Source organism: Paenibacillus aceris (genome assembly GCF_017874035.1).
Taxonomy (GTDB): domain Bacteria; phylum Bacillota; class Bacilli; order Paenibacillales; family NBRC-103111; genus Paenibacillus_E; species Paenibacillus_E aceris.
This window is the reverse complement of sequence record NZ_JAGGKV010000005.1, coordinates 445,483-461,691: the sequence shown is the minus strand read 5'-3', so window position 1 is coordinate 461,691 and position 16,209 is coordinate 445,483. Positions and strand designations below refer to the sequence as shown.

General features: G+C 44.0%; 14 protein-coding genes and 1 pseudogene. 4 read left to right on the top strand and 11 right to left on the bottom strand.

Annotated features, from left to right (window positions below; translation table 11 throughout):
• Positions 1-97: 97 nt before the first annotated feature.
• The 5 genes from J2Z65_RS12745 to J2Z65_RS12725 all read right to left on the bottom strand — a co-directional run bounded on the left by J2Z65_RS12745 (position 98) and on the right by J2Z65_RS12725 (position 7,101).
• A complete protein-coding gene (locus tag J2Z65_RS12745) occupies positions 98-2,350 on the bottom strand; it encodes a helix-turn-helix domain-containing protein (protein ID WP_167058658.1) in 2,253 nt (750 codons plus the stop codon).
• Between the two features lie 131 nt (positions 2,351-2,481).
• The gene (locus tag J2Z65_RS12740; protein ID WP_167058660.1) at positions 2,482-3,900 is read right to left on the bottom strand and encodes a sulfatase family protein; all 1,419 of its coding nucleotides are present in this window, start codon (positions 3,898-3,900) and stop codon (positions 2,482-2,484) included.
• Positions 3,901-3,907: 7 nt separating this feature from the next.
• Entirely contained in the window at positions 3,908-4,786 is an 879-nt protein-coding gene (locus J2Z65_RS12735) for a carbohydrate ABC transporter permease (protein ID WP_205300983.1), read from the bottom strand.
• Positions 4,787-4,819: 33 nt separating this feature from the next.
• Positions 4,820-5,710 carry a carbohydrate ABC transporter permease gene (locus J2Z65_RS12730; RefSeq protein WP_167058663.1) on the bottom strand — a complete coding sequence of 297 codons (891 nt, stop codon included), beginning with the start codon at positions 5,708-5,710 and terminating at the stop codon, positions 4,820-4,822.
• A 71-nt stretch (positions 5,711-5,781) separates the two neighbouring features.
• Positions 5,782-7,101: an ABC transporter substrate-binding protein gene (locus J2Z65_RS12725; protein WP_240159717.1), complete on the bottom strand. Its 1,320-nt coding sequence runs from the start codon at positions 7,099-7,101 to the stop codon at positions 5,782-5,784.
• A gap of 130 nt (positions 7,102-7,231) precedes the next feature.
• Between J2Z65_RS12725 and J2Z65_RS12720 the strand changes: the two genes are divergently transcribed.
• The 3 genes from J2Z65_RS12720 to J2Z65_RS12710 all read left to right on the top strand — a co-directional run bounded on the left by J2Z65_RS12720 (position 7,232) and on the right by J2Z65_RS12710 (position 10,308).
• On the top strand, positions 7,232-8,707 hold the full coding sequence (locus J2Z65_RS12720; protein WP_167058666.1) for a sensor histidine kinase: 1,476 nt from the start codon (positions 7,232-7,234) through the stop codon (positions 8,705-8,707).
• 35 nt (positions 8,708-8,742) lie between these two features.
• Positions 8,743-9,429, top strand: coding sequence for a response regulator transcription factor (locus tag J2Z65_RS12715; RefSeq protein WP_167058669.1), 687 nt, complete (start codon positions 8,743-8,745; stop codon positions 9,427-9,429).
• 144 nt (positions 9,430-9,573) lie between these two features.
• Positions 9,574-10,308 carry a YheC/YheD family protein gene (locus tag J2Z65_RS12710; protein WP_338111683.1) on the top strand — a complete coding sequence of 245 codons (735 nt, stop codon included), beginning with the start codon at positions 9,574-9,576 and terminating at the stop codon, positions 10,306-10,308.
• A gap of 226 nt (positions 10,309-10,534) precedes the next feature.
• Here J2Z65_RS12710 and J2Z65_RS12705 read toward each other — a convergent pair whose 3' ends face one another.
• Positions 10,535-11,329, bottom strand: coding sequence for an SDR family NAD(P)-dependent oxidoreductase (locus tag J2Z65_RS12705; protein WP_167058672.1), 795 nt, complete (start codon positions 11,327-11,329; stop codon positions 10,535-10,537).
• Between the two features lie 147 nt (positions 11,330-11,476).
• Positions 11,477-12,492, bottom strand: a pseudogene (locus J2Z65_RS12700) (AraC family transcriptional regulator).
• Positions 12,493-12,556: 64 nt separating this feature from the next.
• Between J2Z65_RS12700 and J2Z65_RS12695 the strand changes: the two are divergent.
• Complete coding sequence (locus tag J2Z65_RS12695; RefSeq protein ID WP_338111684.1) at positions 12,557-12,787, top strand: PLDc N-terminal domain-containing protein; 231 nt, start codon at positions 12,557-12,559, stop codon at positions 12,785-12,787.
• Between the two features lie 142 nt (positions 12,788-12,929).
• Here J2Z65_RS12695 and J2Z65_RS35260 read toward each other — a convergent pair whose 3' ends face one another.
• From J2Z65_RS35260 to J2Z65_RS12675, 4 genes are all read right to left on the bottom strand, one after another.
• Complete coding sequence (locus J2Z65_RS35260) at positions 12,930-13,616, bottom strand: SRPBCC family protein (protein WP_338111685.1); 687 nt, start codon at positions 13,614-13,616, stop codon at positions 12,930-12,932.
• A 208-nt stretch (positions 13,617-13,824) separates the two neighbouring features.
• Complete coding sequence (locus J2Z65_RS12685) at positions 13,825-14,304, bottom strand: MerR family transcriptional regulator (protein ID WP_167058680.1); 480 nt, start codon at positions 14,302-14,304, stop codon at positions 13,825-13,827.
• A 440-nt stretch (positions 14,305-14,744) separates the two neighbouring features.
• Positions 14,745-14,927, bottom strand: coding sequence for a hypothetical protein (locus tag J2Z65_RS12680; RefSeq protein ID WP_167058683.1), 183 nt, complete (start codon positions 14,925-14,927; stop codon positions 14,745-14,747).
• 23 nt (positions 14,928-14,950) lie between these two features.
• Complete coding sequence (locus tag J2Z65_RS12675; RefSeq protein ID WP_167058686.1) at positions 14,951-16,147, bottom strand: macrolide family glycosyltransferase; 1,197 nt, start codon at positions 16,145-16,147, stop codon at positions 14,951-14,953.
• Positions 16,148-16,209 lie beyond the last annotated feature (62 nt).

The window sequence follows — 16,209 nt, the reverse complement described above, 5'->3', positions numbered from 1 at the left end:
TATTTATTATCTGCCCCTTTTCAACCGGATATGTTGAATTTGAACCGCACATATGCGATTTTCAACCCAAATATTCAAATCAAAAGCAATAGCTTATTTACTTAAACTGTTTTCGGTACTCGCCAGGTGTTAAGCCGACTTGCAGTTTGAACTTACGTATAAAGCTAGACACATCATAGTAGCCTATCTGTTGTACAATTTCCTTAACAGAACTGTTATTGTTTCGAAGCAAGCGTTTTGCCTGTTCGATTCGCACCTCATTCAAATATTCCATGACGGTTCTGCCTGTCTGTTCTTTGTAATAACGGCTCAAATAAGATAAGGAAAGAGAGAAGTGCTCGGCAATCTTTTGTACGGAGAAATCATATTCGCTGTAGGACTGTAAAATAAATTGGTTTATTTGGTCGATTGTTACGGCAGTGGAAACAGGCTTTGGCACCTCAAGGGAAAGACATAACGTTGTGCAGGCGGTTGTGAGCAAATCGGCAATTTCATCCAACGTTGTATAGTCGATCAAAGTTAAGACGTCCGGCAAGTTACCGCTTGAGCTCCCGGGACTTCTATTTTCCATGAACGTGATAAATTTACCAATCATGTCATAACAAAGCTCTTTTGCGATGAACAAGGTCATTCCGCTTCGTTTCATTTTCATGGCGATTTGATGGACACCCATAGTAATTCGCGTTGCATCGCCATACTGCAGCACGATTTCCAATTCTTCCAGAACACGTCTGGGGTTTAAGAAATCTGTATGATCATGCGCCATTAGGTCACTGAAGAAGATCACTCGCTGATTGCCTTTGATCATCTTGTAATCAATCGCCGTGGATGCTTCCAAATATGAACGACCTACTTGCGACAGTTCCGTATAACAATTGCCAATCCCCATCGTAATCGGCATGACAAAAGTCGTACTCAAATGAACATGCAAAGTGTTCAACCACAGCTTCCTATCCTCTGAAGTGCCTCTACAGGACATAATAAAAATCGTTCTTCTTTCTTCTAAGCTGAACTTAACATGCCCCCTAGCCTCTTCTCCGAACTGCCGCTCCACTTCCATAATCAACTTTTCCTTATTGGACACTTGGGAAACAGGGACCTCTAGGATCATGACGGTGAGATGTGGAAAAGGGAAAGTAACGCCAACCTCCTCGCCCCGTTCATTTACTTCATCCAGTGTTTGAAATTCTCCCCTCAGTAAGCTGCCGAGCAGATGGTCTCTTATCGCTGAACGATTCTCTTCCAACTTGCGGCCCAAGATGCGGTTAGAATCGGCAATATCGTGAATAACGCTGCCAATCGCTTCGAATTCGTTTGATTTGCGGATCGATTGACCTCGAATTGTTTCTACGAGAGCAGCCAGCTTTTTAACCGGATTGTAATTAAGTACCATAACAACGTAAACGACTCCACAGCCAATGATCAAAATGATCAGCAAGTAACTAATCCACTTCAAGATGGCTTGCTTAACTGGCGCAACGACAGAAGAGTGGGAAAGCATTGTTACATAGGTCAGACCGCTTTGGGCTGACTTCTGAGCCGAAACCACAAACTTTTTATGCTGAAACTCCTGAATATGTAATTGGTTGTCCCCATGCACGATTTGCTTGTAAAAGTCGACGGATTTCAAATAATCCTCTTGCTGATAGGCGAATATTACCCTGCCTTTTTGATCGAAAACGATCGCGTTACCGCTGGGCAGCAGCAGATCTGGATTAAGACCTTTAAGCCATGCCTCCTCCTTCAGCTCAAACACGACCGTACCATACGGTTTTTGGTTCTTGAACGGAATCGGCACGATATAAGTAATCAAACGTTGTGTGGGTAACCCCTCTATCCAAACGTCCTCTGCCGGCCGAAGCATGGTGGTGTTCACATTGTTCAAATCTTCATCGAATTGTTCCTCGGTCCAATTGGTAAAGCGGTAAAATTTACTTGCATAGTCTTTGACCTTATAGGTACTTAACGAAGAATATAACTGTTCAGATCCGCGAATATGGAGAACAATTTCACGAATACTGTCATCTGCAACCTTGCTTTCCAATATCTTTTTTCCTTGATACATACTAAACATGTCATGTGTCAGCACATAAGGTGACAACTCTGGGGATTCCGTAATCTGAATGGCAATTTTATTCATTAGAATTAGTTTGTTATCTACCTCGATCTGGAGGTTATTCAAAAGCGACTGATTGTTTCTTTCAACTTCGTCCCCCACAATGGTTGATAATTGATAATAGCCGGTAATTCCCAAAAAAAGCATAGGTAAAAAGAGCAGCAGCATATAAGAAAGCAAATATCTATAAAAGACCGTCATAACCCTTTGTCGGTTTACCGTAGCATTCATCATTTACGTTCATCCTTTGGGCTGAGATATGAACTTTTTGAGGGACGATTTCTAACTGGCAGTAAAAATAAGAGCGCACATATCCATACTCTGCGCGCTCTTATATATGCTTGCTTGCAAAATCTTCAAAAGCTTTACGCCAGATCAAACCTATCCTCCGTGCGATCTAGCCAGCTTTGCAGCTCCTCCTCCAAAGAAATCAGAAGCTTCGTCTGCGGCCGCTCTTGCATCACTACGGGATTGAGCTGATACGGGTCCTTCTCATGATCATAGAATAAGCGCTGCACTGCTGCGCCGGGCGTGTATCCTTTATGAACAACATAGGTATACAGGCTTGTGCGGATGCCACGCCAGCCATATTGTCGATTATCCAAGCCAGCAGCGGCAAATTGCTCAATCGCATCCTTTCTGCCGGGGAAAGCGGAAATAAAAGCTGAGGAAATGTCGGTACGACCCGTTCCGAGAATATCACGAGTTAGGTCGAATCCTTCTACAGCCGCAGGAACGGTGACGCCGGCAAGGCCAAGCAGCGTAGGCATAATATCCACACTGTTAAAAAGCAAATTCGTGCTGCCTTGCCCAATCGTGCCTCTCCAACTCATTAGACAAGGAATGGCAATGGATTCCTCATGCCAGGAATGCTTCGCCATTAAACCGTGCGAGCCCATGAGCTCACCATGATCCGATGAGAGCACGATCAACGTGTTTTCCGCAATCCCGAGCTCCTCAACTTCCCGCCAAATCCGGCCGAATTGTTCATCCATGCCGGAAACCGCCGCAAAGTAATCACGGGTGTACCGATTCAGCGCCTCATCCCCGCTTTCAAAGGGCTCCCCCGTATGCGCAGCAAGCTGCTCCGAGCTCACATTCGGACGCAAGCTCAACTTCCCTTCACTATAGATTTCCTTGTAGCGTTCTGGCACAAGTTCAAAGGGGCTATGAGGCGGATTCCAAGAGACAAATAATGCAAACGGTCCATTGTCCTTCTCTGTTTCTTTTGCTTTTGACCGAATAAAGTCTAACGCAACATCCGTTTCATGCTCCAATGACCACTGGTCGACTTGAATCATCTCCGGCGTGTCTTTCCAATAATGCGGCTTCAGATGATGATCGTACGCACCGTAAGAATACCAGAAATCAAAGCCGTGCCGTTTCGGCCCCGGCGGTGTATATGCATCCCAATCACGCGCTCCGGACTCAGGCTCCTGACACCGATTTTGCTCGGGTAAATCGAGATGCCATTTGCCGATATAACCAGTTTGGTACCCCGCCGCCTTCAGCGCATCCCCAATACAAACCTCGTCCTCGCTTAGCATGACATCCGCTCCGATCTTGCAGTTCGTATAGACACCGGTCGATTGCGGATACCTGCCTGTCATGAGCGCAGCCCGGTGCGGAGAGCAAAGCGGCGTACAAGAGAGCGCATGGTTAAACACTAGGTTCTCCTGCGCGAATCGGTCGATATTTGGCGTGATGACAGGATCTTCCCCCATAAAACCGGCAGCCTGCTTCCGCCATTGATCTGCAAAAATATAAATGATATTTGGCTTCATGATAGACTCACCCTTTAACCGCTCCTGCGGAAATCCCTTCGACGAAATGGTCTTGGGCCATAAAGTAAATTAAAATGGTTGGAATAATGGCACAAACCGCTGCTGCCATTAACGGGCCGTACTCCGTGGCATGTTCTGATTGGAAATGCTGCATACCGAGCTGGAGGGTAAATAAGTTATCCGAATTCAAGTAGATTAAAGGACCAAGGAAATCGTTCCATGCGTGCATGAATGTAAAGATCGTCAAGCTGGCAATCGCAGGCCGAATGAGCGGCAGGATGATCCGAGCATAAATGCCAAACTCGCTCAAGCCGTCGATTCTGGCAGCTTCCGAGAGCTCCTCTGGAATGGACATAAAAAATTGTCTGAACAAGAACACGCCAAATGGACTAAAAGCCCCAAGTAAAATCAACGCCCAATGCGAATCGATTAACCCGATTTTCTTGATTAACATAAACTGTGGAATCATCATGACTTGATAAGGCACCATCATCGTTGCCACATACATGAAGAACAGTTTATCCCGCTCCGGAAATTTCACTTTGGCAAACGCATAAGCAGCAGTGGAGCATGTAATAATTTGCAGCAGCGTAGTAAACAAAGCGATTTTGATCGTATTCAAGTAATAGGTAAAAAAAGGAAGTTGTGTCCATACCTTGCTATAATTTGACCAGTAAAAGTGACTCGGTATCCACTGAATGGGGAAGCCAAAAATTTCCGCCTCCGACTTCACTGATGCGGAAAGCATCCAGAGGAAAGGAACAACCATAGACAAGGCGACAACGGTCACGACTGCATATAAAACCGTTTTTCTAATCCATGCGCCAAGTGGAGTTCGCCTCGGTAACGTCACCATCGTCTGTCTTGACTCTATTCGTATATTCATGTTGGCTTCTCCCTTCTCTACCCGTTAACCTCGTTAGGAGTAGTTCACCCAACGTTTTTGCCCTCTAAATTGAATCAACGTAATGACTAGAATAATCGCGAACAGCACGTAAGCCATGGCAGAGGCATAGCCATATTCAAAGCGCTGGAAGGCCGTATAATAAATGTCGTAAACCAGCATGTGCGTTGAACGGCCAGGTCCACCTTTGGTCAAGACATAGACCAGATCGAATACTTTGAACGAATTGATAATGCCCATAATAATCGTAAAGAAAATGACCGGCGATAGCATCGGCAGTGTTATATTGCGGAACTGTGAGACTTTGCCTGCGCCGTCAATTTCCGCTGCTTCATAGAGATCCTTTGGAATTCCCTGCAGGCCCGCTAAATAAAGCACCATATAGTAACCGATCGAATGCCAAATACTGACGATAATGACTGAAAGGAGCGCCCAGTGTGTCGATGCAAGCCAAGTTGGCGGATTGTCGATCCCAAGGCTTCTGAGGAAGCCGTTAATCGGCCCCATGGTCGGGTTATAAAGCAGCTGCCACACGACGGCTACGGCAATGGTTGCCGTAATATGCGGCAGGAAAATCGCCGTTCGAAATATTTTAACGCCTCTCAATCCTTTATTGAGGGCGACTGCTGCCAAAATCGCAAGAATCAGCGTCACCGGTACGGAAACGGCTGTCATAAGTAAACTATTGAGCAGGGAGATACGGAACGTTTCATCGCTCCATAAACGCGTATAATTCGATAATCCCGCAAATTCAATTTCACCAAACCCGTTCCAGTCCGTAAAGCTCATGAGGAAGGAAGCACACACCGGTAAGCAAATAAAAATCAAAAATCCAAGTATATTGGGAAGCAGAAATGTATACCCTGTCAATCGATTACGCCGTAATGCTTTGCTCGAACCCTTCATATGCTTCACCCCTATCGAAGCAGTCGAGCTTCACTACATTGAGCGAAGCCCGGCCGTTTCTGTTCTGTCACTTACTTTTTGCCTGCTTTGTAATCTTTGGCATATTTATCGGCCCATTCGGATGCAACGCGTTGGCCGATCTTTTGAATCGCTTGATCAACGGTCTGAGCGCCAGTTAAAGCCATTTCGCCTTCTTGCTTATAGACGCTGTTCACCAAAATGTTTTTCACGCCTGGCAGCAGCGGATATTCCGGATATTCTTTTTGTTCCACGAAATAATGGATGTTTTTAGGCTTCAAGCTGCCGTCGCCAATATACGTCTTACGGATTTCATCATTGATGTAACCAGTGAGAAAGCCTTTCGCCGCAAACTGCTTCGCACCTTTCACGCCAGTCATGAATTGAACCACTTTGAACGCTTCTTCTTTGTGCTTAGAGTTCTTGTTCACCATCAAGGACACCGGAGTAGCCAAACTAGTATTGGCTGCTACGCCATCCGGATGCGGAACTGGAACAACGTCCCAATCAAAGCTGATTTTCTTCTCTGCTTCTGCTTGTCTAAGCTGTGCCACATGCCAATCCCCGATCAGATTCATCGCCACATTGCCCTTCTGGAAAGCGGCGTTGTAATGTGCATTTGTCGTAATTTGCTCTGACCAACCCATGATCGAACCGTCTTTTTCCATATCCATCCGGAATTGAAGGCCTTTCTTGAACGCCGTTAGGTCTTTATCGATGATCGAAGCGCCGGTTTGAACGCCTTGCATGTACCACGTTTGTGCCCATGGATGCAAGAATGCACCGTAAGTTTTGTTGGCGCCTTCGCCTTTCGTCATCTTCTTCGCCAGTTCACGGAAATCGTCCCATGTCATATCCGCTTTCGGATAGGCAACGCCGGCTTGATCGAACAACGTTTTGTTGTAGAACAGCATCCAGTTGGATTTCCGGTATGGAAGTCCGAAAACTTTATCATTAACTTTTAACGCATCATACAACGGGCCATACCCAGAAACATCCACGTTCGCCTTTTTGACATAATCGTCTAACGGCTCCAAAATGCCAGTGTCCAGAAACACATCCATATTGCCACCGAACAAATCGATACTATCCCCGGAGGACAACTGCATGCGAAGTTTTTCGTAGTACTGTGCCTGTGGAATCGTTTCAAATTGCACTTGGATTGTCGGGTTCTCTTTGCTAAATTCTTCGTAAGCCTTTTTAAACGTTTCCAAATCATCCTGAAGTACAGTTGCTTTCAAATTCACTTGAGCCGCTTTGGCGTCCGGAGATGCCGTGCTTTTATCTCCTGCCGTTTGCCCGGCGGTCCCGCATCCGGCCAGCAATCCCAACAGCAAAGAGCCTGTCACAGCAAGCTTTAAACTTTTTTTCATTTGACACCCACCCTTTTTTTGATATGATTTGTGTGCGCTTTCTTATTTTGAATTATACGTAGACACCAGGCAGGCAGACAGATGAATGTTTTATTCCCCCCTTTTTGCCTGAAGAGAAGGAAGTGATCCTATGCTGTTCGTTACACTTGTACTGCTCATTTTCACCATATTGTTCACGTACAAAAAGCTAAATCATGCGTCAACCCGCTTCATGTATGGCATCATCATCGGCTGGGTGCTTTCTTTCGTATCCTTCACGTTGTACCTGAGTAAATTTAATTACTATTTCAATGTCATTCACACCTTCTTTGATTTCAGTCCCGGCACCTGGAATTATTTGGTCCTGACCAAATTCAATCCCGATTGGCTTATTCGCATGCTGAACATCGGCGTTGGGCTATTCTACTGTTCACTGCTTGGCTTCGCCATTGCCTTCACCCGCAGCCTAAGCACATTGAAACAAAGGATAGGCTATGGAGGGATCTTACTCTTTTTTATTATCGAGACCACCTACTATGATCCTTCTTTTCATATCGCCCTAAGCAACCGGATTGATAACCTGCTGTTCTTTAGCGCGATGGAAATTGCTATAAAGAGCCTTCGCTACCTCATACTTTTTGTTGCTTTTGGCCTATTGATCAACTATTATTTGAATTATCCGAAAATTAAGTTTATCAAAAATTTGACATTGTATCATGTCTTGCTCTTTATTCCGCTCGTCGTGATCCATCTGTTTATTTTTTCCTGGGCCCCGAAAGTATTGGTCAAAGAAACGTATCTGAAAGGATATTTCAACTATCTGCAGCCTCCTCTTGGCTATCAGTCGATCCTTCTTCCGGTGTTTCCATTTGCCATTTATTTAATCTTGTTTTTGATGATTTACCTTATGTACAAGTTTAACTCCATCGAGAATTACCGTAAAAATCGCGATATTCAAATTAATAAAAGCATCGACACGGCAACGCTCGGTACGCGTGCCTTTACACATGCCCTCAAAAATCATTTGATCGGCATTCAGTCCGAGGCAGCCTATCTGAAAGAACGCCATCAAGCGGACAGTGAATCCTTGTATAGTCTTGACCTCATCTTACGATCGTCACAATCGGCGCTCGCCAGCATTAACGATGCCGCTGATAAATTAAAAAATATAAGCCTGAATCTCCAACCGATGTCTATCGATCTTCCGGTTCAGCATGCAATTGCCCGCCTAAACGAACAGGCTAGCCGCTGCCAAGTCGACTATTCGCCAGACACGCTGCCCGCTAATTGTTATATCGATTTCAATCATTTGACTGAAGCCATCTACAACCTGCTCCTCAATGCCAGTGAATCCCTCCTGTTTCGGGATGATGGCCGCATTGTAGTCGAACGGAGCCAGCAGAACGGTTGGGCGCTCATCCGGATTTCCGATAACGGACCCGGCGTCGCCGAGGAGCATTTGGAGGCGATTTTCGATCCTTTTTTCACCACCAAAGCATCGGTTAATAATTGGGGGATCGGCTTGTCCTATTGCCATAAGATCATCATAGGCCACGACGGTAAGATAGTTGTAGAGAGCAAGGAAGACGTCGGAACGTCCTTTACGGTATACTTGCCGATTATCTAAAAGAACGGACAGCTGACGAAAGGGGATGCTGCACAATGACACAACAACCTATCCGTATTCTCATCGCCGATGACATGGAAGCCCACCTTAGAAGGCTGGAAAGGACATTCGCCGGACATGATGATTTTGCCTGTGTGGCACGCGCTTCCTCGGGGCACGATGCGGTTATTCAAACAGCGCTGCATCAGCCGGATGTGATTCTCATGGATATCGAAATGGAATCCCAATTTGCCGGTATTCAAGCGGCGAAACTGATTAACGAGAAGTATCCACAGATGAAAATCATCGTGCTCACCGTTCACAAGGATGAGAATTTCATCTTTGCCGCCTTTCAAACGGGCATCACCGACTATTTGTTAAAAACAGCGACTGACGTTGAAGTCATGGAAGCCGTGCGCGCTGCCTACATGAACGCCTCCCCCATCCGCCCGATGATCGCTGAGAAAATTCGCGAAGAATTTGCACGCGTGAAGCGAGCGGAAAACAGCCTGCTGACGATTATTCATATCATTTCGGAGCTTACGCCAAGCGAATTGCAGGTGCTCCGTCTATTGTGCGAAGGCAAGAAGCGGAAGCAAATTGCCGAAGAGCGCTGCGTTGAGTATGAAACGATTAAGAAACAAATCAATTCTATTCTAAAAAAATTCCAAATGCCCGATTCGGCGATGGTTATCCAAACGATTAACGATTTGCGCATTTTCGAGGTCATGAAGAAGCTCTAGGCTGGCTGCGAGCTACAATAAAAGGACTGCCGCACGGTTGAGAAGACCAACTTGTACGGCAGTCCTAAAGTCGTCTAAAGCCTGTACCGCATTAAAATCATTCGCATATACTACCTCTAAGTGAATATGCAGGAGGTAGTTAGAGTGAAAAAAGTGAAATACAAAATGGGTAAATTAGGAAAACATTATTTCATGAAAAAATATAGCCAGATAAACACATTACTGCCTGACACGGAAGCAGCAACAAAATCTAACATTCTTAATATGATGCAGAAGTATGACTCCCTTTACTTAAAACCAGATGAGGGCACCGGAGGTCGTGGCATATTTAAGATAGCAAAAACGGTAAATGGGTTCGTTTTAAGAGGTGGAACGTCCTCAAGAAATTATCATACATTGGATGCTTTATACAATTCTCTCCACAAATTCATATATAAACACAAATATGTTGTTCAACAAGGTATTCATCTGTTAAAACATGACGGTCGCTCATTTGATATTAGAGTTATGGTGCAAAAGAACAGAAGTGGACAACTTGAAACGACAGGTATTGTTGGCCGGTTGGCTAAACCGGGAAAGATAGTAACTAATTTCCACAGTGGAGGCACACCACTTCCAATAGACACTTTACTCAAATCACATCTCAGCGGAGTGGAAAGGACAAACTTTATAAAGAAGATTGAATCTTTAGGGAGAGAAGCGAGTATTATTCTGGGAGAAAGTTATAAAAGCAAAAAAGCTTTTGGAGTTGATATTGCCATTGACTCCAATATGAAGCCATGGATTCTAGAGATTAATACGGGGCCAGATATGAGTATTTTTAACATGCTTAAAGACAAAACCATGTATAGAAGGATTTTGATGTACTCAAAATTTTGAATAGAATGCATGTAAGTTCACTTACTTGAATGAAACAATACAAGGAGCTGCCTCCATGCAGCTCCTCTTTATCGTTTATGCCGTTGTTCATTCCCTTTCATCTGTCCATGATATCTTTAAATAATTGTTCTCTTTCCTCATACTGATCTTGATACACACCAAGATAATCAAATATTTCAAAAGAGAAATCAACAAATGCACGACCAGGACGTACTGAGACACACGATTAAAAAATAGTAGGCACCATTCCCCCATCCATTCGGATTGGAGAACCTTTAAAAGCGGAAGCATATGGACTACACACAAATGTAGTTAGTCTGCCTATTTCATAAGGCTTGATAAACCGCTGTATTTCAGATTGAGGGAGGTTTGTAATCATAAATTCTTTCTCTTTTTCCGCAAAAGTCATTTCTGTATTAGGGTACATACCCTCAATTATTTGTTGCACCTTTTCAGAGAGTGTTGGTCCTGGCATAATCGTATTGACGGTAACTTCTGTGCCTATCGTTAATTTAGATAAGCTTTTTGACAAGGATAATAGCATTGATTTTGTCATACAATACTGCGGCATTAGTCCTGAAGGCATAACTGCTTCTTCACTCGCAATAAAGATAATGCGGCCAAAATCATTTTCCAACATTTTTGGTAAATAAAATCTAGATAATCCATTTGCAGCAAGAACATTCGTACGGAAATATTTTTCCCACACTTCATCGTCAACGTCTTCATATTGCATAATTTCATAAATACCCATATTGTTAACTAAAATATCAATCGTGGGGTATTTTTCAAATAAAGCTTCTCTTTGCCCAATATCCACTAGATCAGCTGTAGCATTTTGAGGAAAGGTAGCCGGGAAGTCTGACTTAATTTCATTTACAGTTCGTTCTACTTCTTCATAATCTCGTCCATTAATTAGGACATGAACACCTTCTTTGGCAAGTTCAATGGCAATTGCTTTACCTATTCCTTTCGTTGACCCTGTAACTAAAGCCTTTTTATTGTTTAATCCCATATCCATAACATTTCTCCTTTTTTGAAACAGTCTTGTGCTCCGGATAGAGATCATATTACCTTGTCTGGATCGTACAGTAACTAGCATATTGCGCCAAAGTTCTTGCATAATACGCCAAAATAAAACTCCGTTCTTGCTTCCTAACCGTAATACTCATATCAAGCATGTGCCTAGATGTTCGTACGCCAACTTGAAGGCGTATCACCTTCCCAAAGGCGGAAGGCGCGATAGAACGAATTCTGATCTTCATATCCAAGCAAGAAAGCCACTTCTTGAATTTCAAGCGAGGGGTCTGCCAAGTACTCTCGTGCCAGCTCATGTCTAGCTTGTGTCAGCAGATGCTTGAAGCTCGTGTTTTCGTCCGTAAGCCGGCGCTGCAAGGTACGTTCACTCATTCCCAACTCCTTCGCGATAGCATGAATGTCGGGACGCCCTCCTGCAAGGCTGCGTTTCAAGATCCATTTGACCGTCTCGGTCATCGAGCGGTTTCGCTGCTGTTCGTCCAACGATTGGTCCATAACGGGAGTCAGGATCTCCAGCAATTCTTCGTTATAGGAGACAAATGTGCGGTTCAGATCTCTTCGATGCAGCGTCAATCGGTTATATTTTGCTCCAGTGCGGACACGGCAGCCGAAGTAAGCTTCAAGAACCTGTACATCTCCCATTGAATGCGAAAACTCGACGAAGCACGCTGTCAAAGGTTGACCTGTGCCACGGCGCCCAAGCTCCAGTAGAAATGCCAGCGTGATCCCAACCAGCATCGGCGGAACGGGCTGTTCATTATCCAGCCATTCCAGTTCGATTGTACAGTGCACCCCCTCCTCGCTGATACGTAAGCTTTCAGGAGGGCACAGTTGTTTGTACCGTGCCATTCGATTTAGAGCGTCGCGGTAGTCACGAGCGTGGTAAGTCGCTAAGACGGCCGGTGGGTACTTCGCTGTTTCATAGACAGTCGCAAGCTTGATGATTCCTGTGGCCGTGTCACCAATCAGATCGGAATAAGCCTGCCAGATCGCGAAATATTGGGCGGTGGTGACTTCTGGTTCCGTAATTATGGTGAGCGGCAGTTGTGCTTTGCGAGCTACGTCGTGAACTGCAATTCCTAATTGACGTATTCCTGTCCACAATCCTGGCGGGATTTTTATACGGTTAGAAATGTGAGACTTCACACCTATGTGCCTCCTTTACTGTGATTTCGTACAATTTAATCATTATTAATAATTCGAAAAAGGGGTGTCAAACTTGCAAAGTAACGTTGGTTTTGCTTTTAGCTCCGGTATTATTTTATTCTTTCTTTTCATATCTTTCGCGTTATTTTTGGTACACATTGTTTTATGCGTATGGGCATATCGAGATTGCATAAGGAGAGGTAAAAGCGCGGAATTTGCAATAATCATCCTGTTAGCCATGTTATTTTTCCCACTCATAGGGCTGATCGTTTACCTAATTATTCGTAATGATTAGTTCCAAATCTTACCGTTATCTCCCTAACTGCAGTATACTCTCCGTTACTTTAATAAATAAAGCAGGCCGCCGCGCGACCTGCTTTATTCGTCTGTCATTATGAAGCAAACATTCTTATTTAGATGTGTAAGGGGTTCTCCAACTATTGTGAAATCCTCTTCAAGACCGATCCGAGCCTATCTAAATTTTGTTCATTCGCTTCTTCGCAAATCGGTTTGAGCTTGGTGTAATCATCCTCTGTTTCGAAAGTCTGCCGGAAAGTGATCTCAGTTCCACCGTCAGCGTCCTCGAATGTAGCAGTCAGAATAAAGTTAGGTCTAGTTTCGTGCCTCAGCACGATACATTCGGGCCCAATTTCATGAAAAACGTTTCGATTCGGATAGTCGGCTCCGTTAGGGCCGTGCATTGTAAATTCCCAGATGCCTCCGGGTCTTAAATCAAAAGTATGGAAAGTATTCGTGAAACCATTAGGTCCCCACCACTGGGCTAGGAGTTCCGGCTCTGTCCAAGCACGGTACACCAAATCTCGAGGGGCATTCAATTTGCGGCGAGATACGATTTCGAAGTTGTCTGCGCTGCTCTCGCCAAGGGATTTTCCGAGAAGGTCCAGCATTTCCTTAGTTCCTTGCTCACGTTGTTCCGGCGTATCATGGCCGTCAAAAAACGTACCCTGTTCTGTAAATATCAGTTTGGTGCCCTCGCTGGTCGGCTGCAATTCAATGGTCGCGATGGAAACCGACATCCGCGCTTCTCCTTGGTCCAAACTATACGTGTATACCAGACGTTCATTGGGCACAATTTCCTGATAATAGGCCTCAAATGTATACACAGGACCTCCCGGGGTCCACCACTGCTCAATTCCCGTCCACCGACACGGAAGTCGAATACCTCGGCAGGCTGGAACCAGCGTGCTTTGGCGCTCCGGTCCGACCATGCTGCAAACAACCGTTCCTGAGAGGTGCGGTAAATGCGCTCAATTTTGAATGTCGAGTGAGTCGTAAATCGTTGGTTCATAAGTAAATCCTCCTCTAGAGAAATTATGTTAGATTATCATTTAGAAAATCGCCAAGCTGATCGAAACTGCGTTCCCAATTCAACCGATGTTCAATGATATACTTTTCGTGGCTCATCTTCATCGTTTCTAGAACTGAAATAAATGCATCAATGGAAGGCGCCTCCTGATGTTTCATTCGTTCGTTCACGCGTTCGAGTTCGGCCAGAAGCTTCTGCCCAGTTTTTATATTTTTCCGGATCCGTTCAATTTGAATAGCCACGATGTCGGAGGGGCTGTACATCTGGCCTTTCAGTACCGCCTGAATTTCTTCAAGCGATAAGCCCAACTCCTTAAGAGACAAGATTTGTTGCAGCCGTCTGATATCTTCTTCGTTATATAACCGATGACCGGTTTTGGAATGTCCTGAAGGTGAAAACAAGCCAATCTGATCGTAAAACCGCAAAGTACGAACAGTAAGTCCGGTCATTTTGGCAAGATCCCCCACTTTCCAATCTTGTGGCATAATCCACTCCTTTCTTTGGCGCTAGCTGTTACCGGTGTCTTTAGTATAAAACGTTACGTTACGTAAGGTGCAAGAGATTTTATAAGAAACTGAAGATATTTAAACACTAAACTCCACTATTGGTCTGTTAGAATTTATAGTTCGAACCCCATAAAATTTAACATCTACCACCTCTCCCTCATAGCTTCTTAAAGCTACAATAAGATTCGTGTTCTCCCAAAGAATGCGCTCAATTTTGCTATCATGAACCCTATAATCACCTATATAGCCTAGGAATTGATCTTCTTCCTCCATACGTTGCTCCTTAATTTGCAGTATACAATACTATCCTAAGTGTTCAAAACCCGTCTTAACAGTTAGTCCAAGTTCATTGGGTTCAAATAAGTAAATCAAAGGGCTGCCACGCGGCAGCCCTTCTGGTTTATTACTAATGTTCCTTCTTATTCGTTTGTTCTATTTCCTCGACGAATAAGAGCAATCAACATGCCAACTACAAAGAAGCATATGCCTCCATAAATGCCTGAGTCATTGGCTAGGTTATTGTCAAATATCATATTACCAAAACTCCAAAACAATCCGAAGGCAACTGCTCCTCCAAGTGCATTAATAAAGATTTTTTTCAATTAGTCTCCGCCCCTAACTGCCGTTAGCCTCTATTAGTAAATTCGAAAATCGCATCAACAGCTTTTTGATACCCACCTGATTTTCGGAAGGATTCACTAAGAGTCGCAACAGTTTTCTCGAAAGATGTGCGGCTTAACACATGATCTACGGATTCACGCAGTTGATCCGCAGTCAAGCTTTGCATTTGCAGTGTAATGCCTGCTCCGATATTGGCGACTTGCGCAGCGATAATCGGTTGATCCGCGCTTTGTGGGATTACAATTAGCGGAACCCCGTAATAGAGAGCTTCATTGGTACTATTCATTCCACCATGCGTAATAAATAATTTAGTGTGTTGCAGTACATCAGTTTGTGAAACATAATTTTTTACGATGAAGTTTTTAGGAGTTTCCCCTAAGTCTGAAATTTGGGTTCTATTCCCGATAGACATAACAATCGTATGATCAGTGTTCCCAAATGCATCATAACAAAGCTTATAGAAATCAATTGCTTGGTTAAAGACTGTGCCAAGCGAAATATAAATCAGGTTTTGCCCCTCGATTGCAGCAAAGTCTACATTTTCCTGAGTTAATCGTGAAGAGATAGAAGGACCTACAAATTTATAAGTTTGATCGAATGATTCTCCATAAGGTTGAAATTCCCTTGTTGTATAAACGATTGTAAGTGGTGCAGGATTACAAAACACTTCGTACGGAGTTTGGATCTCCACATCATATTTTTCCTTCACCATTTCCGTCAGGCTTTGGAATTTATCGTTTATTGGTTTAACTATATCGGCAGGGATTTTCAAGGATAATTGTTCCAACATTTTATCGAATGAACCTTTTGACTGCGCAAAAGAAGTACATGAGTTGATTGCAGGAAGCTTAAGAATTTGAGCAAGTAAACGTCCACAACCAAACATGGAATCGTGGATGATGTAATCAAAATGCTCATCCTTGATCTGTTCAAGAACGCTTGGTATGACGATATCTGCCGTAAGTAAAAGACCGTTGATTCTTTCGAGTAAATAGTCTCTTCCACCTGAGATAAAGGCTTTTATAAATTTTTGATCGTCAAATGTTCGTACGGAAGCTCCCGTCTTCTCAATACGCTCCCTAAAAGCTTCTATAGAAAAGTAAACGACCTCTTCTCCACGCGAAATAAGCTCTTCCACAACTCCAAGAGTTGGATTGATATGTCCCTCAGATCCACCATTAATAAATAATACCCGCGCCATTTCTACCACTCCTTAGGTAATCTGTTATCTAAATTGTGTAAGAGTAAGGGGCACTGTCCCAT